The organism is Psychrobacter sp. NG254, from assembly GCF_015277735.1.
Lineage (GTDB): Bacteria > Pseudomonadota > Gammaproteobacteria > Pseudomonadales > Moraxellaceae > Psychrobacter.
Window position 1 is genome coordinate 202,672 of sequence record NZ_JADHDA010000002.1, and the last position, 21,937, is coordinate 224,608.

The following is a 21,937-nucleotide window of genomic DNA, read 5'->3' on the forward strand; positions in this document are numbered from 1 at the left end:
GACTCTCTATTGGAAAATTAAAAATCTATCTGTTGGCTACAACGGTAGTCATTGAAGGGCTTTGATAGCAAAATCTATATAGCAATGTACTATGCTACTCAAGTTACTGTCATTGATTTGGAATCCTCATTTTCTGGCATGATTCTCGCAGCAATTTTATAATAGCAATGACTATTAGACATTAATAGCGAAAATAGGCTAGTTTATAAGGTAGTATTTGTTGTAGGTATTTATAGGTAATACATACATGCCCTAGGCTAACGCAAAAATATGTTAATGAAAGCTAACTAAGCGTATAGCTTATGTCCTTGATGCTTTATTTTTTATCATTCACCTATATTAACGGCTCTACTATTAATAGTTCTAATGTAATGACAAGAACTATTCATTAAGTACTGTTCGTTAAGTATGGCTATTAGAAATAGCCTGTTAAATATAAGGGATGACATTGAAGATGACTGAACCGACTCGTAAAGGCTTTTTCAATCGTTACCTATGCCGTGCTGCGTATAAACAACAATCACGTCTTTTGACAGCTGGCGAAATTGTACTGGCGCAATCGGTCTTTGGTGACAGTATCAGACTGGATGGAGTGCAACTAAAGACTGCTTGGTGGGTACTAAAAAACTATGCTGTAAGCCCAAATGGCAATATTTATTTTAATCCAGCCGATTGGATTGCAGATTTTAGCGAGGCTTCACTAAGTAAGCAAAGTTGGCTCATACATGAGCTCACGCATGTGTGGCAGTTGCAACAAGGCCTGAAAGTCGTGCGTGGGGCGCTGATGGATAGGCGCTACAATTATGTACTAGAGACTGGAAAGTCGTTTTTTAAGTATGGTATCGAGCAGCAGGCTCGCATGGTTCAAGATTATTTCTTGCGTCATCAGCGAGGCCAAAACTGCCAAGATTTAGAAGATTGCATTCCATTTTTGATAACTGAAAATATCCGCCGTCGTCAACTATAAGGACAGTCAGTAATTGATCGTCTCTGTCACAGCTAATGCAATCATGTGCTCAGAAACACGTTAATAATGAAAGACGGTTACCATTTAACCCCTAATTGCTTTGCTTTATCAAAGGATGTGTACGCTCATGTTTAGACTTTTGTTAGTGACACCAAATAGTGACACCTATTACAAGTCAACCTTACTGGCCAGTGCGCTGGCAGGCACATTGTTTTTGACGGGTTGCCAACAGCAATCAGAGACACAGCCTGCGACAGACAACAGCCAGACCAGTGAAAAAACAAGTGAAGAAGACAGTCAAACGATGCCGCAAAGTGATTCGGCCAAAGCACGTATAAAACAGTTTCAGCCGATATATGTTACCCAAGCATTGGGATTGCAACGTCGTTTGCAGGCAGAGTATGAATCGTTGGAAGCTGCTGATGCCTCAGACAGCGAAGCCTTGCTTTTAGATAATAATACGGGCACCAGTAACAACGTCAATGAGACAACAACAGGTGAGCCTTCATCTCAAGCAGCTTCTACAGTAGATGCTAGTGGAGCGGATAATCCGAAAACCAATACTGGACAGGGTGCCACTGCGACTGGCCCAGTACCTACTGCTGTAGATGGCGAAACGGACGTAGATGCCGATATCAATACAAGTACTGAGGTGGGTGAACGTGATTTGACTGTATTAAAGCGTATCAGTCTTGAGCCCCGTAAACCTGTTATGTTAACTGAAGATCAAATAATAGAACGTTATCAACAAGCGATGGATGCACTGTATCAGCCTGTGACCACACCACTCAGTGCAGAAGATTCTGACACGCTAATCGATATAGCAACTTTGGTGCCGCAGTTATTTGAACACGCAGAGATTGCTGGACGGGTCAGTGCAAAAAGCCCAGCACTGGCACGTTTGATCATTCAGCATCAGGTATGGGAGCAAATAGAAGCTCAGCAAGTCATCGATATGCAGCAGATGAAGCTTGATCAACAAAAAGAATTTGAGACCTTGATGACCAAATTTAATGACACCATCGAAGGATATGATGAACAGATTGCCAAGTACGAGCAGACTTTGAAAGAGTTTCAATAACTCACGATATTGAGCACGATTGAACTATCAATTGTATCTGTTAAAGTTAATACGTTTATCTAAAAATAAAGCAATAAAAATCCCGCACGATGGCGGGATTTTTATTGCTCAAATACTATTTAGCTTACTTGCGATCTTCGACCTTTACAAAATCACGGCGCGTTTCACCAGTATATAACTGACGTGGGCGACCGATTTTGAATGGTGCACTGTGCATCTCTAACCAATGGCTGATCCAACCAGAAGTACGAGCCAATGCAAAGATTACGGTAAACATTGACGTTGGGATACCGATGGCTTTTAAGATGATACCAGAGTAAAAATCAACGTTTGGATATAGGTTACGCTCGATGAAAAACGGGTCTTCTAAAGCGATTTTCTCTAATGCCATCGCCAACTCAAGCTTAGGATCATTGATGCCGAGTGCTTCTAGTACTTCATCACAAGTCTCTTTCATTACTTGAGCGCGTGGATCAAAGTTTTTGTAGACACGGTGACCAAAGCCCATTAGCTTCACTTCACGGCTCTTCACTTTTTCCATGAATTCAGGCACGTTTTCAACCGTACCGATTTCATCGAGCATCTCAAGAACGGCTTCGTTGGCGCCGCCATGTGATGGACCCCATAACGCAGCGATACCAGCAGCGATACACGCATAAGGGTTAGCACCCGTAGAGCCTGCTAAACGTACCGTTGAGGTAGAAGCATTTTGCTCATGGTCAGCGTGCAATGTAAAGATTTTGTCCATTGCGCGAGTGATAACATCGTTTTTCTCATAGTCTACATCAGCAGGCGTTGCAAACATCATGTATAAGAAGTTCTCTGCGTAGTTAAAGTCATTACGCGGATACATGAATGGTTCGCCCTGAGAGTATTTATAACTCATCGCAGCAAGCGTAGGCATCTTAGCAATCAGGCGAATAGCTGTGATTTCGCGATGTTCTTCATTGCTCACGTCTAGGTCTTCATGATAGAACGCTGATAAGGCACCAACGACACCAACCATAATAGCCATTGGATGAGCGTCACGGCGGAAGCCTTCAAAGAACTTACGCAATTGATCATGAACAGCAGTATGCTCGCGGATTTTTTCAAAGAAAACAGCTTTTTGCTCAGCGTTAGGTAGATCACCATGAATCAGCGCATAAGCGACTTCTAGGTATTCAGCATTGTTTGCTAACTCGTCAATAGGGTAACCGCGATGCAATAGCTCGCCTTTACCACCATCAATGAAGGTGATTTTTGATTCGACAGGAGCGGTTGCCATGAAACCCGGATCATAGGTCCAGTAGCCAGCTTGTTGGAAAGCAGCAACTTCGATTACTGACGGTCCCAAAGTACCTTCAGTAATAGGAAGTTGGTAGTCCTTACCATCTACGGTCAATGTGGCTTGATTGTCAGCCATAATTTAATCTCCATTGTTTTAACTTGTTAGAACAAAAATAATAGTGACGCACACCCTCGCGTCATAAATAGTCAAATGGCCAAAATGAATGTGACCCATTTAATATGCAGGCTATATTAGCAGTTATTACTTAAGTTTTGAAAAGACTTTTACTCGCTAGACCACCAATAGACGTGCGCTAATAGTGCTTATCGGCTGTAAACTTTGTATCAAAATATGTCTGTCAGGTTATTTTACTTAAAATACATCTCTTCATGAGAAAGTTTACAGCAGCATTACAAGTCTAATATTTTCGGTTTTTCAATATAATTCAGAGACAAATCTCACAAACAATCACAGCAAAAACTGGCAGAGTATACCTAGCAAGCGAGTGACAGTTTTTGATAATAATTGCTATTAGAAATCAGCATTGTCTTTTTTCAAGAATTTATCGATCAAGTATGTATATATTCTTACTAGAGGGATAAGTTTGTAATTATCGCTCAGTCATTTTATAATTGTAGCCATTAACTAGCACTAGCTTTGCGCGAATGAACAAATGATCATGCTATAGTGTCGCTCAGAGCGTATTCTATTCATGCTTATTTACGATTGTCTGGTATTACGATAGGCCAAACCGCATTCTATGGTTTGAATTTTCTTCTTAACCAATCTTTTCTATTTGTTTGGCACAGTGTTTTGAGTGCTCAGCATAAGGTCTGCTCTGATATAGAAGACATAGTAACGCTGTCTTGTTCTTCATACGACCTATAAAAATAGACTGGTTAGTCGATCTTACTCATGTTTATTCTCTTTGTTGTATAATAGATAGGTTGTTTGATAGGCCTGTCAGTTCGACAAACGATATTGAGCCGTCTATCCATACCTTTATATACATGATCCTTTCTTCATATTTAGCGCAAACTAAACGAAGTCAGCTAGCTCTTCCTTACTTTATTCGTCTCGTGTGTTGCTCGATGCTTAATTGACACTATTTATGTCTAGCATTGATAGCAGATACAGGAGTATAACCGCAAAAGGATGCCCGCTGTGAAAAGCAACCGACCTATTGATCTGCCTCTAAGCCAAGTGATTAGCGTTAATCGCTCACCGATCGCGATCGCCTCTATCTTGCATCGTATCTCTGGCATTATTTTATTTTTATTGATTCCTGTCATGCTGTGGATACTACAGAACTCACTGGCATCGCCTGAGAGTTTTGCAACTGTATTTGACAATGTACTTGTGCGCTTTTTGGCATGGATATTTGTTGCAGCCATCGCATATCATTTTGTGATGGGTATCAAACATTTATTTGCTGATATGGGCATGAATGAAGAGCTAAAATCTGGCCGCACTGCCTCTATGGTCAGTTTTGTGATTGCAGCGATTTTAGTTGTCGCGTCATTTGTATGGGTGATGTTCTAATGATAAAAAATGATTCAGGAATCAAAAGCGCGACTGGTCTGACAGGTTCAGGCTCACGTGATTGGATTATTCAGCGTATTAGTGCTGTCGTTTTAGCCGTTTATAGTGTGGTATTGCTAGGCTTCTTTTTGACCCATGGCAATGTTACTTTCGTTGAATGGTCATCATTCATGACCAGCCTACCAATGCGTTTGTTCAGTTTGGTTGCAGTACTTGCACTAGCTGGCCATGCTTGGGTTGGCATGTGGACAGTATTTACTGACTATATTACAACAGGCAAGTTGGGCTCAAGCGCAGCAGGTCTACGTTTGGTATTACAGTCATTGATGATTATCGCTATTTTAGTCTTTCTATTTTGGGGCATTATGATTTTTTGGGGTAACGGCTTCGGTATCGCTGCTGTTTAACCATTAATTCATACCTTTACTCTCTATAAATAATAGCGGATGTACTCAGTAGCGTTACTAACTGCTGAATGACTCCAAAGCCATCCGTTATAGCCGATAATAGTCATAGCATTGGGCAATTTCTGACTTGAGCAGTCACTTAAAGACAGCTGAGTCAATTTGAAAGTAAGTGAAATTGGCTCAATATAAAGATAGATATGCAAATTAAGTGGCCAAAGGTTGTTTGCGTCCTCATCTTAAATAATTGCGTTTAATGGCCGAATAAATATGACATTTAGTCCTGCAATGAGATGACGCTTAATACAGCTTTTTTATTTAATTCTAAGCATTAACAGGCATCAGGAAAACCGTAATGGCAACTAGACAAGATAATACCATTAGTAATATTAAGACCCTCAACTACGATGCAGTCATCGTTGGTGGTGGCGGCTCAGGTATGCGTGCTTCACTACATTTGGCTGAAGCGGGTATGAAGGTTGCAGTCCTGACCAAAGTATTCCCAACGCGTTCGCACACGGTAGCGGCTCAGGGCGGTATCGGTGCAAGCTTGGGTAACATGAGTAACGATAACTGGCACTTTCACTTTTATGACACCGTTAAAGGGTCAGATTGGTTAGGCGATCAAGACGCTATCGAATACATGTGCCGTGAAGCGCCAAAAGTCGTCTATGAGCTTGAGCACATGGGCATGCCGTTTGACCGTAACGAAGATGGCACGATCTATCAGCGTCCGTTTGGTGGTCATACCTCTAACTATGGTGAAAAAGCCGTTCAACGTGCTTGTGCTGCTGCTGACCGTACAGGTCATGCACTGCTACATACGCTGTATCAGAAAAACCTAGAGCAAGGTACTGAGTTTTTTATCGAGTGGATTGCGCTTGATTTGATCAAAGATGAAGCTGGTAACATCAACGGCGTCATCGCACTTGAGCAAGAGACCGGCACTATTGCTGTATTCCAGTCACCAATTACTGTCCTAGCGACCGGTGGTGCTGGTCGTATCTTTGCGGCTTCTACCAATGCTTATATCAATACTGGTGACGGTATTGGCATGGCGGTCCGTGCAGGTATTCCATTACAAGATATGGAATTCTGGCAGTTCCACCCAACGGGCGTTCATGGTGCAGGCGTACTATTGACCGAAGGTTGCCGCGGTGAAGGCGCTATCCTACGTAATAAAGATGGCGAAGCATTCATGGAGCGTTACGCGCCAACCGTAAAAGACTTGGCACCACGTGATCTAGTATCACGCTCTATGGACCAAGAAATCAAAGAAGGCCGTGGTTGTGGTCCTAATGCTGACCATATCGTGATGGATATGACGCATTTGGGTGTTGAAACCATCATGAAGCGTCTACCATCAGTGTTCGAGATTGGCAAAAACTTCGCCAACGTAGACATCACTAAAGAGCCTATTCCAGTTATCCCAACCATTCACTATATGATGGGCGGTATTCCAACGACGATTCATGGTCAAGTAATCACGCCTGACCTAGAAGCGGGCACGGATGAAGACGGTTTGTATGCTAACGGCACTGTCGTTAAAGGTCTTTACGCTATCGGCGAATGTGCTTGTGTCAGTGTTCATGGTGCCAACCGTCTAGGTACGAACTCACTACTTGATCTATTGGTGTTTGGCCGTGCTGCTGGTAAGCATATCGTTGATGAATTCCATCATGCTGACCATAACTACAAGCCACTTGATCCTCGTGTGCTTGACTACACTATGCGTCGTTTGGACAAGCTGCAACAGTCTACTGAAGGTTACAATGCTCAAGATGTCGCTGATGAGATTCGTGCAGCGATGCAGATGCATGCTAGCGTATTCCGTACCCAAGCAATGATGGACGAAGGCGTTGAGAAAATTCTAGCGCTAGGCGACAAAATCGACCAGATTCATTTGGCTGATAAATCACAAGTCTTTAACACTGCGCGTATCGAAGCTTTCGAAGTTGCCAACTTGTATGAAGTGGCTAAAGCAACAATGATATCAGCAGCGATGCGTCATGAAAGCCGCGGCGCTCACAGTGTGTCTGACTACGATCGTCCAGAAGATGATGACTATGCACCAAACGGCCGTAATGACCACGATTGGATGAAGCATACCTTATGGTATTCTGAAGGCAATCGCATTATTTATAAGCCAGTTCGCAAAGTTCCATTGACGGTTGATTATATCGAGCCAAAAGTCCGCGTCTATTAATCTTAGATGTTGCGCCTGATATACAGCAGCGTTAATGTTTTATCCTTTATTAATTTATTAAAAAGGTGACCGCCAGCTACATGCACATGCCAGCGCTAGCACGCTATTAATCAGTATTTGGTATCTATTACCAGTACGGATTAATAGTGAGCGCCATCCTGTTGCAATCTTTGTATGCCCGCCATCACCTACGTGTGGAGTTTAGCATTATGAGCCGAGGTACTCGCACCATCGAAATCTATCGCTACGATCCTGATCTGGACGCAGCGCCACGCATGCAAACGTATACGGTTGAGTTGTTAGACTCAGATCGTATGTTGCTTGACGTGTTATTACGCCTAAAAAAGGAAGATGAAACACTGACCTTCCGTCGCTCTTGCCGTGAAGGCATCTGTGGCTCTGATGGCATGAACATCAATGGCAAAAATGGTCTAGCATGTCTAATCAACATGAATACTTTGCCAGAAAAAGTAACCGTTCGTCCGTTACCTGGTCTTCCAGTTGTTCGTGATTTGGTCGTCGATATGAACCAATTCTACGAGCAATATGAAAAAGTGCATCCGTACTTAATCAACGACCAGCCAGCACCGCCAACAGAGCGTCTACAGTCGCCTGAACAGCGTGAAAAACTGAATGGTCTATATGAATGTATCCTATGTGCTTGCTGTTCAACCAGCTGCCCATCATTCTGGTGGAACCCTGATAAGTTCCTAGGCCCATCAGCACTATTGCATGCTTATCGCTTTGTTGCTGATAGCCGTGATGGTGACACTCAAGCGCGTTTGGCTCGTCTAGACGATCCATTTAGCTTGTTCCGTTGCCGCGGTATCATGAACTGTGTATCCGTTTGTCCAAAAGGCTTGAATCCAACCAAAGCCATTGGTCATCTGCGTAATATGTTGATTGATCAAGCTGGTTAATCGCTCTAGATAGATGCAACACAAAAACACCACCTATTTTATTGGGTGGTGTTTTTGTTTATTTAATAGACTTTTAAATACGATATGACAATTGATATATAATTGGCAGGTGATACGACAGTAAAACTGTACAAGTAATGCGTTGGTCATATGTAAGAATATCTGATATATAAATAGGCAGACGATATAATTCAGATATGGACGCGAGCAAATTTTGGTATAATCACGCCACAAGTTTAAGCAGATGATTGATAGAATGTGTTTGTATAAGTTTGATGTTTATTTTGAATACTATAGTGATACATCTAGGATTGATAATAGTTATTCATTATGTAAATAACTATTATTGAGCAAACAAACTATGTGATAAAAAACAAACATGTTATTCTATACAGCAGTGTATGTTTGTCTGGTAAGACTTGATGTATCGTCATTTCAGGAACGCTTTGGCAAAAAAAGCCAGTTTAATAGGCCAGCCAAATAAATCGACAGTTTATTGATAGACGGTTATTAATAAATTGGTTATGACTAAAAGAAGTATATATAAATTAATGTTGTGAATCGAGACAGATCAGAAAACTGTACGTTCACAAATAATTTTATTTTTGATATAGGTATTGCAATAGGCGTTGTCATCACTATGTAGCATCACTTGCTTATTTAGACAATGACACCGGTTTAGAGTAGTGGCAATACTTGAGGGTAAAAGTGTTTTATCGACCACTATTAGATGAGATGAGATGAGACAAATTGTCCAACCATCTAATATATGACGATTGACACAATCATAAGCACGATTCCATTCATTTATCTATCAAATAGACGATTATTATGAATAGTATAACCAAAGAAAAAGCAGGCTCAGGGCATACTGAGCTGGCCGCAGACAACGCCAACTATATAGAAGCTCTTTATGAGCAGTACCTAACTGACCCGAGTAGTGTTGATGAAGAGTGGCAGACGTACTTTGCGCAATATAAATCGCAAAACGATGCTCAGCACAATGCTATCAAAGATCAGTTTTTACTCTTAGCACGCAATCAGACTGCGAATAAGAGCAGCAGCGATAGCACTGAGTCAGACAGCAAGTCAGATAATGGCGATCCCAAGCAAATGGGTGTGCAGCAGCTTATCTCAGCATACCGTCGCCGTGGTCACCGCCGTGCCAAGCTAGACCCTTTAGATTTACATCCACGTGCAGAAGTGGAAGATCTAACACTCGCCTATCACAACCTTTCAGAAGCTGACCTTGATACTGTATTTCCTACCAATGATTTAGTCATTGGCAAAGATGAAGCGCCATTGCGTGAAATCATTGAGATCATGGAACGTGTCTACTGCCGCCATATCGGTATCGAATACATGCACGTGACCACCAGCACCGAAAAACGCTGGATGGAAGAGTATGTAGAAACCAACTTAGGTTACATCAAATTTGATGAAGAAAAGCGTCTGTCTATTCTTGAGCGTCTGACGGCGGCTGAAGGTCTAGAAAAATATCTAGCGCGTAAATACACAGGTGTTAAGCGTTTTGGTTTGGAAGGGGGCGAAAGCTTCATTCCTGCGATCAATGAAATCATCCAACGTGCGGGCGGTTATGGCACCAAAGAGATGGTTATTGGCATGGCTCACCGTGGCCGCCTAAATCTATTGGTCAACATCTTGGGTAAAAACCCTGCGGACTTGTTTGATGAGTTTGATGGTAAAGTACAGCCAGAAAAAGGCTCAGGCGATGTAAAATACCACAACGGTTTTTCATCTAATGTGATGACACCGGGTGGTGAAGCGCATCTAGCGTTAGCGTTTAACCCATCGCATCTTGAGATTGTCGCACCAGTACTACAAGGGTCAGTACGTGCCCGTCAAGTACGTCGCAACGATCAGCCACTATTGGATAACACAGGTGGTAACTCAGTATTGCCAATCGTCATTCATGGTGATGCGGCCTTTGCTGGTCAGGGCGTGGTTCAAGAAACCTTCCAGATGTCACAAACCCGTGCTTATACCACTGGTGGTACTGTACATATCGTTATCAATAACCAAGTTGGTTTTACCACCAGCCGTCAAGAAGATGTTCGTTCAACCGAATATTGTACTGACGTTGCCAAGATGGTACATGCACCTATCTTGCATGTGAATGGCGATGACCCTGAGTCAGTGGTATTTGCGGCTCAATTGGCATTGGACTACCGTCATCAATTTGACAAAGACATCATCATTGATTTGTTCTGTTATCGTCGTAACGGCCATAACGAAGCTGATGAGCCTTCAGCAACTCAGCCATTGATGTATGCTGTGATTAAGCAATTGCCAACGACTCGCACGCTTTATGCACAGAAGCTTATCGCAGATGGCATCTTGACTGCGGACAGAGAAAAGCAGTATGAAGATGATTATCGCGAGTCTTTAGATCGTGGTGATTATGTTGTCAGCTCTTTGGTTCAAGAGCCTAACGAACAACTATTTGTAGATTGGACACCATATCTCGGCCATGAATTGGTTGATGAGTGGGACACCAGTGTTGATATCGAAAAACTTAAAGGTTATGGACGCCGTATGGCTGAGATGCCAGAGGGTTACAAACTACAGCGCCAAGTTCAAAAATTAGTCGAGCAGCGTCTAGCTATGCAGACTGGCGAAGAGCCACTTAACTGGGGTGCGGCTGAAACATTGGCTTATGCCTCATTAGTCGATAACGATGACGTCCTAGTACGTATCACTGGTGAAGATGTTGGCCGTGGTACTTTCTCACATCGTCACAGTGAAATTTACAATGTGAATGACGGCAGCATGTATGTGCCACTGGCTCACATGAGTGAAACCCAAGCGCGCTTTGCAACCTATAACTCATTGCTATCAGAAGAAGCAGTATTGGCATTTGAGTATGGCTATGCAACGACAGTACCAAATGCATTGGTCGTTTGGGAAGCTCAGTTTGGCGATTTCGTCAACGGTGCTCAGGTTGTTATTGATCAGTTTATCTCAAGTGGCGAAACCAAATGGCAGCGTGTTTGTGGTTTGACTATGCTGTTGCCACATGGCTTTGAAGGTCAAGGTCCTGAGCATTCATCAGCTCGTCTTGAGCGTTTCTTACAGCTGTGTGCTGAAGACAATATGCAAGTTATTACGCCAACGACGCCAGCGCAAATATATCATGCATTACGTCGCCAAGCGGTGCGTCCAATTCGTAAGCCATTGATTGTTATGTCACCAAAGAGCTTGTTACGTCATAAGCTGGCAACGTCTCAATTAGAAGAGCTGGCTAATGGTAAGTTTGAGACAGTATTGCCAGAGCTAGACAATCACAATGCAGACAGCGTGACTCGTATGGTGCTATGTGGTGGCAAGGTTTATTATGATCTGTTAGAACAACGCCGTGCATTGGGACTTGATCATGTTGCTATCGTTCGTATCGAGCAGCTGTATCCGCTTCCTGAGAAGCGTCTGGTTGAAGAGATTGAGAAATACAGCAATCTAACAGAGATCGTATGGACGCAAGAAGAGCCATTGAATCAAGGCGCTTGGTACTATTTGGCACCGAGTATGTTCCGTATTGTCGTACCACATCCAACCAAGGCGAAAGTCATGGAACCAGTGGCACGCCCTGCCAGTGCTGCACCTGCAACGGGCTCACCCAAACTGCATACTCAGCAGCAGCAAGCACTAATTGCTGGTGGTCTCGGTATCAGTGTTGACGAGTTGGCTAAGTAATAGGCTGTTTGACCGAAAGATTATAGAAAATAAATGAATCAGGCGATAACAGTCAGTACTTTTTAATATGCTCTAATCGACACACGTTAAATTGATACTGGCTGCCTATCACGACTTAACAATAAGTATGAATATCCAAATCTAAGGAGTATATCGATGGCTGACATCAAAGCCCCCGTTTTTCCAGAATCGGTTGCCGATGGCACAATCGTTGAATGGCACGTCACTGAAGGTCAACAAGTCAATCGTGATGACCTACTAGCTGAAATCGAAACTGATAAAGTAGTATTAGAAGTTGTGGCACCTGATAACGGTGTATTGACTAAAATCGTCAAGCAAGTAGATGATACTGTTTTGTCTGACGAGCTAATCGCACAGTTTGAAGCGGGCGCAACTGCAGGCGACGCACCAGCTGCAGCAGAGCAGTCAGCTGCACCAGCACAAGAAAACCAAGCAGCAGACGGCGGCGAGCCAGTACAAGTAACAGACAAAAAAGACGAAGCTGATCATAAAGATCAAAGCCCAGCAGTGCGTAAAGCAGCAAAAGAGTCTGGCGTCGATCCTAAAGAAGTTGAAGGCAGCGGCCGCGGTGGTCGTGTGACCAAAACTGACATGACTAACCCAACACTAAAATCAGACAGCAGCATTAAATCTGACAGCGGTCGTCCAGTTGCTGAATCAACAGGTGAGCGTACTGAAAAACGTGTGCCAATGACGCGTCTACGTAAAACAGTAGCGAATCGTCTATTGTCAGCGTCACAAGATACTGCGATGCTAACGACGTTCAACGAAGTGAATATGAAGCCGTTGATGGATATGCGTGCTAAGTATAAAGACCAGTTCGAAAAACGTCATGGCGTACGTTTGGGCTTTATGTCATTGTTCGTAAAAGCAGCAACAGAAGCACTCAAACGCTTCCCAGCAGTTAATGCGTCATTAGACGGCGATGATATCGTTTATCATGGTTATTATGATATCGGTGTTGCTGTATCTTCAGACCGTGGTCTGGTTGTACCAGTATTACGTGATACCGATCGTATGAGCATGGCTGATGTAGAAAGCCGTATTCGTGAGCTTGGTGGCCTTGCCCAAAAAGGCAAGCTTGGTCTAAATGATATGACTGGCGGTACTTTCACTATCTCAAACGGTGGTGTATTTGGCTCATTGATGTCAACGCCTATTTTGAACCCACCACAAACCGCTATCTTAGGTATGCATGCTATCAACGACCGCCCAATGGCAGTCGATGGCAAAGTTGAAATCTTACCAATGATGTATCTAGCGTTATCTTATGACCATCGTATGATCGATGGTAAAGAAGCAGTACAGTTCTTAGTAACCATCAAAGAATTGGTTGAAGATCCAGCCATGCTACTCCTAGACCTGTAAGCTTTTAAGCTTGTATTGGCAACCGCTGATACAAGCTTTTTAACTTTGGTATAGATAATGATTTTTATTAATCAGCGATTACCTGATTCGCTGATAACTGTATTTAAATGAATTTAATAATGGTGACTTGCTATCGATGAGTGAGTCTTCTCACTGACGTAGTGTATTAACTATTAAGTGTAGATAACGCTGATTTATCAGCGAGAAAATAACCAGTTTAAATGACACATACAATTAAAAATAGGAACGTACTATGAAAGACAATTATGATTTAGTCGTCATCGGCGGCGGTCCTGGTGGTTACGAAGCCGCTATCCGTGCAGGCCAATTGGGTATGAGCGTTGCTTGTATCGAAAAGCGTGTTTATAAAGGTGAGCCAGCACTTGGCGGGACTTGTCTAAACGTTGGTTGTATCCCATCAAAAGCATTGCTTGATAGCTCACATCGCTATGAAGCGACTAAGCACGATCTTGCTGAGCATGGTATCAGCACTAGCGATGTAACCATCGATATCGAGCAAATGATTGCTCGTAAAGAAGGTATCGTTAAGCAATTGACTGGTGGTGTTGCTGCACTATTAAAAGGCAACGGCGTTGATTGGCTGCAAGGCTGGGGTACTCTAGTTGATGGTAAAGGTACTGATAAGCAAATCAAATTTACTGCGCTTGCAGATGAAAGCGAAACCACTATCACTGCAAAAAACGTTATCTTAGCGGCAGGTTCTGTGCCTATCGACATCCCTGTGGCCAAAACTGACGGCGATCGTATCGTTGACTCTACTGGCGCACTTGATTTCACTGAAGTTCCTAAGCGTCTAGGCGTTATCGGTGCTGGTGTTATCGGTCTTGAGCTTGGTTCAGTATGGCGTCGTTTAGGTGCAGAAGTGGTTGTGTATGAAGCACTTCCTAGTTTCCTAGCTGCTGCTGACAAAGATATCGCGAAAGAAGCCGGTAAAATGCTGAAAAAGCAAGGTCTTGATATCCGTGTCGATACCAAAGTGACCAATGCTGAAGTTAAAGGCGATCAAGTAGTTGTTACTAGCGAGAGCAAAGGCGAGTTATCTGAAGAGAGCTTTGATAAGCTAATCGTTTGTGTTGGCCGCCGTGCTTACTCTGAAAAATTGCTTGGTGATGACAGTGGTATCACCTTGACTGAACGTGGTCTTATTGACGTTAACGATCAGTGCAAAACCAATCTTGATGGCGTGTATGCTATCGGTGACTTAGTCCGTGGTCCTATGCTTGCGCATAAAGCAATGGAAGAGGGCATGATGGCTGTTGAGCGTATTCATGGCGAAAAACCTCAAGTAAACTATGACACTATCATCAATGTCATTTATACTCACCCAGAAATCGCATGGGTAGGTCTGACTGAGCAAGAAGCTGAAGCTGCAGGCTACGAAGTTAAAACGGGTTCTTTCAATCTAGCGGCTAACGGCCGTGCATTGGCTCAAAGCGAAGCGGAAGGCTCTGTCAAAGTAGTTGCTGATGCTAAGACAGATCGTCTGTTAGGTATGCATGCTATCGCTGCTGGTGCTGGTGATATCGTCCATCAAGGTATGATCGCGATGGAGTTTGTCTCTAGTATCGAAGATCTACAGTTAATGACATTTGCTCATCCAACGATTTCAGAAGCAGTGCATGAAGCAGCGTTATCTGCTGATGGCCGTGCTATTCATGCTATCCAGCGTAAAAAGCGTAAGAAATAACGAGTTTTATTATTATCGATTTACAACCTGATTGTGGTATCGCTATTGTGGCGATATCCACAGTCATGAGTGCGTTAGACGTAAGTTGCCGCGCACTTGATTTCACTTTTTATTAATTGTAAAAAATAAAGGATACAATCAATGAATTTACATGAGTATCAAGCAAAAGAGCTATTAAAAAGCTACGGTTTGCCAATTCAAGAAGGCATCATTGCCTATAATGGCGACGAAGCTGCTGCTGCTTTTGATAAAACCCCAACTGACATTGCGGTAATTAAAGCGCAAGTACATGCTGGTGGCCGTGGTAAAGCGGGTGGTGTTAAGCTAGTTAAAACTCGTGAAGAAGCTAAGCAAGTTGCTGAAGAGCTGATCGGTACTAACCTAGTAACGTTCCAGACTGATGCTGATGGTCAGCCAGTTAACTTCGTATTGGTTGCAGAAGACATGTATCCAGTACAAACTGAGCTATATCTTGGCGCAGTAGTTGACCGTGCGACTCGTCGCGTGACTTTCATGGCATCTACCGAAGGTGGTGTAGATATCGAAGAAGTTGCACACAGCACCCCAGAAAAAATCTTTAAAGTACATGTTGATCCTTTAGTTGGTCTAATGCCTTTCCAAGCACGCGATGTTGCGTTCAAACTTGGCCTAGAAGGTAAGCAAATCAACCAGTTCGTTAAATTGATGACTGGTGCTTATAAAGCATTTGTTGAAAACGACTTTGCTCTAATGGAAATTAACCCATTGGCTGTTCGTGAAAATGGCGAAATCGTTTGTGTTGATGGCAAAATTGGTATCGATTCAAACGCACTATATCGTCTGCCTAAAATTGCAGCACTACAAGACAAAACTCAAGAAAACGAACGTGAGCTTAAAGCTGCTGAGTTTGATCTAAACTACGTTGCCCTAGAAGGTAACATCGGTTGTATGGTTAACGGTGCTGGTCTTGCAATGGCAACGATGGACATTATCAAATTGTATGGCGGCAAGCCTGCTAACTTCTTGGACGTTGGCGGCGGTGCAACTAAAGATCGCGTTGTTGAAGCATTCAAGATCATTCTTGAAGACAGCAGCGTTGAAGGTGTTCTAATCAACATCTTCGGTGGTATCGTACGTTGTGACATGATTGCAGAAGCCATTATCGCTGCTGTTAAAGAAGTCGATGTACAAGTACCTGTGGTTGTACGTCTAGAAGGTAATAATGCTGAAAAAGGCTTACAAATTCTAGAAGAGTCTGGTCTTAAGCTGACTACAGCTCAAGGCCTAGCTGATGCCGCTCAGAAAATTGTCGATGCGGTTAAAGCCTAAGTCTTTAATGATTGGTATTTAGCAATAAATACTGAAGCATAGTAGTCAACGCGTGATAGTGGTTTGGATATAAAAATTGACCATTAATATTGAATAAAAATGGTGTTAAGAGTCGCTATCACAAGACAACCGAATACAAGGAATAAATAATGAGTGTATTAATCGATAAAGATACCAAAGTATTGGTACAAGGTTTCACTGGTAAAAATGGTACGTTCCACTCTGAGCAAGCGATCGAATACGGTACTAAAGTAGTCGGCGGCGTAACACCAGGTAAAGGCGGTCAAACGCATCTAGGCCTACCAGTATTTAACACTATGGCAGAAGCCATGGAAGCGACTCAAGCTGACGCTTCTGTTATCTACGTACCAGCACCATTTGTACTAGATTCTATCGTTGAGGCAATCGATGCTGGCGTTAAGTTGATCGTTGTGATCACTGAAGGCGTACCGACTATCGATATGCTAAAAGCCAAACGCTATCTTGAAGAAGCTGGCGACGTGCGTTTAGTTGGTCCTAACTGCCCAGGCGTTATCACTCCAGGTCAGTGCAAAATCGGCATCATGCCAGGCCATATCCATCAGCCAGGTAAAGTAGGTATCATCTCACGCTCTGGTACGTTGACTTATGAAGCGGTTGCCCAGACAACTAAGCTTGGTTTTGGTCAGTCAACTTGTATCGGTATCGGTGGTGATCCTATCCCTGGTATGAACCAGATTGACGCATTGAAATTGTTCGAAGCAGATCCACAAACTGAAGCTATCATCCTAATCGGTGAGATCGGTGGTACTGCTGAAGAAGAAGCTGCTGCTTATATCAAAGACCATGTGACTAAGCCGGTTGTTGGTTATATTGCTGGTGTTACGGCTCCAGAAGGCAAGCGTATGGGTCATGCTGGCGCTATTATCTCTGGTGGTCAAGGTACTGCTGAAGAGAAATTCAAAGCGTTTGAAGATGCTGGTATCGCGTATACACGTGACCCATCTAAGCTTGGCGAGAAGCTAAAAGAAGTTACTGGTTGGTAATACAGACATATGTCTGTTGTATAGCTACCAAAACTATCTTGAAAAAGTGAAAAGACACCCCTACAATGGGGTGTTTTTTATTGATTTGACAACGGTATAGAGTGAAAATTATGAATGATATGCTTGCTAAGAGAAAAGTTAAGATTTTAAATAATCATTACATTTTAGAAGTACCAACGAATATAAAAGTTAGTGAAATATCAAATGATAAGTTATTAGCTCATCTCAAACATCATTATTCATCTATCTCAAATAAAGTGTTGATTCAAGGAGGCTGTTACGGTATTTATGGTATTTTTTTTGAAAAAGAGTTTAAAAGAGATGTCAAAATATTGGAGGTGGATCCATATATTTCAAAAATATCGAAGAAAAATCTATTATCTAATGATTGTAAGCATGTTACTTATGATTCGAAAGTCATAAATTCTGTTGCAAAAAAATTCGATGCTTATACTAACTCTTCAAAGCCGTTAACATCAATATTGGCTGAGTCCATTAGTGGAAGCGTAAGTTCTTTTCTATTTAAAGATATAGAGGAAGGTACGGGTCTTATACTTATAAATGACTGCACACTAAAGAATGTTGAATCTTTATTGAATCATATAGATAACGATAATAAAAATAATAAACAGCTTATAATTATAAAAAAAAGTTGTATTAAAAATGAAGAAAATCTTGATAAATTAAAAATAATTGATGATTACGCTGGTTACTTGTTTTATAGTAAGATTACGAAAGAGAGTTACTCTAACAACAACTTCATTGTCGAAGAAAAAATGGAGACTGGTATCAGCGAAATACTTAAAAGTATTAAAAATTTAAAAGAGGAAGTTAACGAAATAAAAGTAGGACACTCTGTTCAGTTAAACTTCTTCAATACAATTAATAATTTGCGTCCTAATTTAGAAAGAGGTGACTTATTAATTCTTGAAAGAATTATAGACGATATTATAAATGTCTATGAAAAGGAAATATACAACCTTAATAAAACAGTAACTAAGCGTGATAAAAAAATAAGAGCGTTACTTAATTCTAATACCTGGAAATATACACAATTTGCAAGAAACCGTCTTGGATTTGATAAAGTGTCTTTTGATGACTATATAGAAAAAAATAAACATCAAGAAAGCTTTAACCAAGAAAAAATTGGTAAGTTACGTTCAGAAATTTTAAAAATTACTAATAAGCAAAATGAAATAAATACTACTCTTATCGATGTCATAAATAAGAACCCAGAAACACATGAAAATTTAAGTTATTCTCCTATACATTTATCTCGTAACTTAATTGAGAGTACAGAACCACCTGAACATAGAAGAAAATTGATATCTCTTGATGTTGAAGAAAATACTAATCGTTTTAACAAAATAGTGAAAAATATTTTTCATGAAAAAAAGTTTGCTGGATTGGCCGCACTTCCTTCGAGAGAGCTAGCTCTTAAGAGAGTGGTTAACTCGTTAGTGCATCAGGTTGATCAGTTAGGAGTATATTTAAATGGTTGGAACCATATTCCAGACTTTTTAAATCATCCAAAAATAATTGTTGCTACGAGTCAAGACCATGGAGATTTAGGTGATGCAGGAAAATTCTTCTGGGTAAATGATTTTGAAGGATACTACTTCAGTTGTGATGATGATCTGGTCTATCCAAACGACTATGTTGAGAGAATTATAAATAAGATTAAATATTACAATTATAGAGCGGTAGTTGGTTGGCATGGATCAGTCGTGTCAGACTTCTTTAAGGATTACTATGATCCTAAAGACCGTAGAGTTTTTTCTTACTCTGCTGGCCGACCATTTGACTTAGATGTTCATATTCTTGGCACTGGAGTATTAGGTTTTCACTCTTCAACTATGAAAGTCAGCTTGCAAGACTTTGAAAGACCTAATATGGCTGATATTTTCTTCGCAAGATTGGGACAGCAACAGAAAGTTAAATTCGTCGTCATGGAGCACAAACCTAAAGAAATAGAAACTATAGAAGAGTTCCAAGAAGACTCTATTAATAAGCATGGACAAAAGCAAGTTGAATCTGCAAAAAATGTTCGAAAATATAAAAATGATATTTCAACAAATTTAAATTGGCGTCTAAACAACTCTCAAGCATTAAAAGTACTTCTAATTGGTCGTTTTGATAATTTTAAAAAAGGTGGGATACATAAGTCAAATTTACTAATTAAAAAATATTTAAAAGAATTAGGACACGAAGTTTATACAATAGATAGTCAATCAACTAACTTTGAAATTTTTGATAACAGAATTGATGTGGCGATGATTTATCCTGGAGATCCAAATAGACCAGACTACTCTGAGTCTCTTCAGAAAATGGATATATTAAGAGGAATGGGTATTCCAATATTATTAAATATGTCATATAACTCAAACCCAGTTCGTTCAAAGTTTATTTCTAAAACTATAAACTTATATAATTTGGAAAAATCCAAATCTAAAGTGTGCTTGATGGCCTTTAGTGAAAGCATGAAGTTTGACGCGCATTTAAACTCTATAAAAAAATACATTGTCAGTTTTCCTAAAACTATTGATGTTGATAATTTGAGAGAGGAGTTACCAAGTTTTAACGATAGGGAAGGAATATTTTTCGGAGATGCGACGAAGTTAAACAATCCAGAGATAACCGATGGCAAAGTGATAAATTGGGTTTCTGAAGCTAGAAAAAGGATGCCGAAGACTAATTTTTACGTGATTAAACATTATAGCGGGAAATTTGAGATACCTAATTTCGAGTTTGCCCCTTTTATGGAAAGCGCAGAATTAATGCGTTGGATATCTAAAAAAAGGTTATCTATCTGTCTTAACCAGTTTACTACTTATGAGATGGTACCTGTAGAGTCTCAATCTGTAGGAACTCCTGTAGTATACAGATCTATGCTTCAATCATTGAATGAAGCGATTGGTTTAACTGGAGTACCTGTTACTGAGCCGAGTATATTTGGTGAAATGTGTCAGTGGTTGTACAATGATGAGAATGCATGGAAAGAGTACTCGAGATTAAGTTTGTTAAACTTTAAAAGAAATCACATCAGTTCTAGCCGTATAGGTTTAGAAACGTCACTGCGTAAAGTAATTGCAATTAATTACGAGGTATAGATTTTGAATCAAGAAACTATTACTAATCTTCCTTGGGATAATGTTTGTAGGATCGTAGACAAAAAACTCACTTTGAAAAAAGTTTTACAAACCTTAGCTTTAGATTTTTTAGATTTAAATCAACCAGTTTCTATAGAGTTTTTAACCGAGGTTTGGATCAAAAACTTTACTACTTCTGATAAAAAATTGGTATTTTTAGCAGAATGTTATGATTGTTTTGAAGAGGTAGAAATTCTCCTGAATTTTTTCAAAAAACTAGATAACTCCTTAAATGTTAAATTATTTATTTTTTCAAGTAAGTTCATAAAATACGAAAATGATTTTAGAGTGCATTTTGTTCATGTTCCTTCGTCAACGCATCAAGAGTATGAGAGAAAAATAGCTTCGCATATTAAACGCTTGTATGAAGCAACTACTCAAGATAATACTGATATTAGTTTTCCAAAAGATAAGATATCTACCATTTATTCAGAATTGAGTAATAAAATTAAAGATGTATCAAACGCTAGCTTTATGTTAGAAGTGAATTTAGGAAATGTAAATTATGAAATGCTATGTAAGTTTACGGATACAACTGATAAGATTATAATTTTTGGACAAGATGCTCTAACTCGTTCGAAAGTAAGTTTACCTTATTTCTTTAGATGGAAGTGGATGGATGATATTGATGCTAATATTATTATTTTAAATGATCCTACATTGTATAAAGATGAAAAAATAAATGGGGGTTGGTTTGTAGGTGATGAGAAGAGAGATTATGTTTCTGAGTTTTCAAAGATATTAAAGACTATCATCAAGAGTAGAAATATCTCTAATATTGTTAATTTTTACGGAGCCTCTGCTGGAGGCTTTAGTGTATTATCGATATCTAGTTTTTTTGAGGAATCAAAAGTCATTGTTGATATACCACAAATAAATTTACTTACTTATCATGCTTCTAAGGAAATTGAACCACTAGCTATACACTGTTTCAATATGAACCTATCGCAAATTCAAAGTTCGAAATATCTTTATCGCTTTAATGTCATAGATAGGTTGAAAGCTAACGAGAATGTTCCTAACCTTCTATATTTGCATAATATTCATGATACTCTACATGAAAATCAGGTTAAGGAGTTTACAAGTAGATGGTTGGAGTTAGTATCTAGATATGGAAAAAATAAAAGAACAAATCTAAAATTCATAACTTATGACCAATGGCATCTTACTAAAGGTGGACATTTTCCATTAAATAAATATTCTACAATACAAATGATGAAGGATTTTTTTGAGCTATGATAAATTTAGTTAGGCTTA

At 40.5% G+C, this 21,937-nt stretch carries 14 protein-coding genes; 13 read left to right on the forward strand and 1 reads right to left on the reverse strand.

The features are described 5' to 3' along the window. Positions 1–454 precede the first annotated feature (454 nt). Positions 455–967, forward strand: coding sequence for a type IV secretion protein Rhs (locus IP510_RS03540; protein WP_194363419.1), 513 nt, complete (start codon positions 455–457; stop codon positions 965–967). Between the two features lie 127 nt (positions 968–1,094). Further along, on the forward strand, positions 1,095–2,048 hold the full coding sequence (locus IP510_RS03545; protein ID WP_194363420.1) for a hypothetical protein: 954 nt from the start codon (positions 1,095–1,097) through the stop codon (positions 2,046–2,048). A gap of 124 nt (positions 2,049–2,172) precedes the next feature. Here the strand turns inward: IP510_RS03545 and gltA are convergent, their stop codons facing one another. Further along, complete coding sequence (gene gltA, locus IP510_RS03550; RefSeq protein ID WP_194363421.1) at positions 2,173–3,453, reverse strand: citrate synthase; 1,281 nt, start codon at positions 3,451–3,453, stop codon at positions 2,173–2,175. Between the two features lie 1,020 nt (positions 3,454–4,473). Here gltA and sdhC point away from each other — a divergent pair. The 11 genes from sdhC (at position 4,474) to IP510_RS03605 (ending at position 21,919) form a co-directional block, all read left to right on the forward strand. Then, positions 4,474–4,860 carry a succinate dehydrogenase, cytochrome b556 subunit gene (sdhC, locus tag IP510_RS03555; RefSeq protein ID WP_082624524.1) on the forward strand — a complete coding sequence of 129 codons (387 nt, stop codon included), beginning with the start codon at positions 4,474–4,476 and terminating at the stop codon, positions 4,858–4,860. A 20-nt stretch (positions 4,861–4,880) separates the two neighbouring features. Next, positions 4,881–5,267 carry a succinate dehydrogenase, hydrophobic membrane anchor protein gene (gene sdhD / locus IP510_RS03560; protein WP_320154174.1) on the forward strand — a complete coding sequence of 129 codons (387 nt, stop codon included), beginning with the start codon at positions 4,881–4,883 and terminating at the stop codon, positions 5,265–5,267. 352 nt (positions 5,268–5,619) lie between these two features. Further along, positions 5,620–7,470 (forward strand): succinate dehydrogenase flavoprotein subunit, encoded by a 1,851-nt coding sequence (gene sdhA / locus IP510_RS03565; protein ID WP_194363423.1) that lies wholly within the window; start codon positions 5,620–5,622, stop codon positions 7,468–7,470. Positions 7,471–7,679: 209 nt separating this feature from the next. Continuing rightward, on the forward strand, positions 7,680–8,390 hold the full coding sequence (locus IP510_RS03570) for a succinate dehydrogenase iron-sulfur subunit (protein ID WP_194196177.1): 711 nt from the start codon (positions 7,680–7,682) through the stop codon (positions 8,388–8,390). Positions 8,391–9,221: 831 nt separating this feature from the next. Beyond that, a complete protein-coding gene (locus IP510_RS03575) occupies positions 9,222–12,101 on the forward strand; it encodes a 2-oxoglutarate dehydrogenase E1 component (protein WP_194363424.1) in 2,880 nt (959 codons plus the stop codon). Between the two features lie 156 nt (positions 12,102–12,257). After that, positions 12,258–13,490, forward strand: coding sequence for a 2-oxoglutarate dehydrogenase complex dihydrolipoyllysine-residue succinyltransferase (odhB, locus tag IP510_RS03580; RefSeq protein WP_194363425.1), 1,233 nt, complete (start codon positions 12,258–12,260; stop codon positions 13,488–13,490). 253 nt (positions 13,491–13,743) lie between these two features. After that, complete coding sequence (lpdA, locus tag IP510_RS03585; RefSeq protein WP_194363426.1) at positions 13,744–15,198, forward strand: dihydrolipoyl dehydrogenase; 1,455 nt, start codon at positions 13,744–13,746, stop codon at positions 15,196–15,198. A gap of 141 nt (positions 15,199–15,339) precedes the next feature. Next, on the forward strand, positions 15,340–16,506 hold the full coding sequence (gene sucC / locus IP510_RS03590) for an ADP-forming succinate--CoA ligase subunit beta (protein ID WP_194363427.1): 1,167 nt from the start codon (positions 15,340–15,342) through the stop codon (positions 16,504–16,506). Positions 16,507–16,655: 149 nt separating this feature from the next. Continuing rightward, positions 16,656–17,531, forward strand: coding sequence for a succinate--CoA ligase subunit alpha (gene sucD, locus IP510_RS03595; protein ID WP_110922029.1), 876 nt, complete (start codon positions 16,656–16,658; stop codon positions 17,529–17,531). A 110-nt stretch (positions 17,532–17,641) separates the two neighbouring features. After that, complete coding sequence (locus IP510_RS03600) at positions 17,642–20,641, forward strand: hypothetical protein (RefSeq protein ID WP_194363428.1); 3,000 nt, start codon at positions 17,642–17,644, stop codon at positions 20,639–20,641. Between the two features lie 3 nt (positions 20,642–20,644). After that, a complete protein-coding gene (locus IP510_RS03605) occupies positions 20,645–21,919 on the forward strand; it encodes a hypothetical protein (protein WP_194363429.1) in 1,275 nt (424 codons plus the stop codon). The last annotated feature ends 18 nt before the right edge of the window (positions 21,920–21,937 follow it).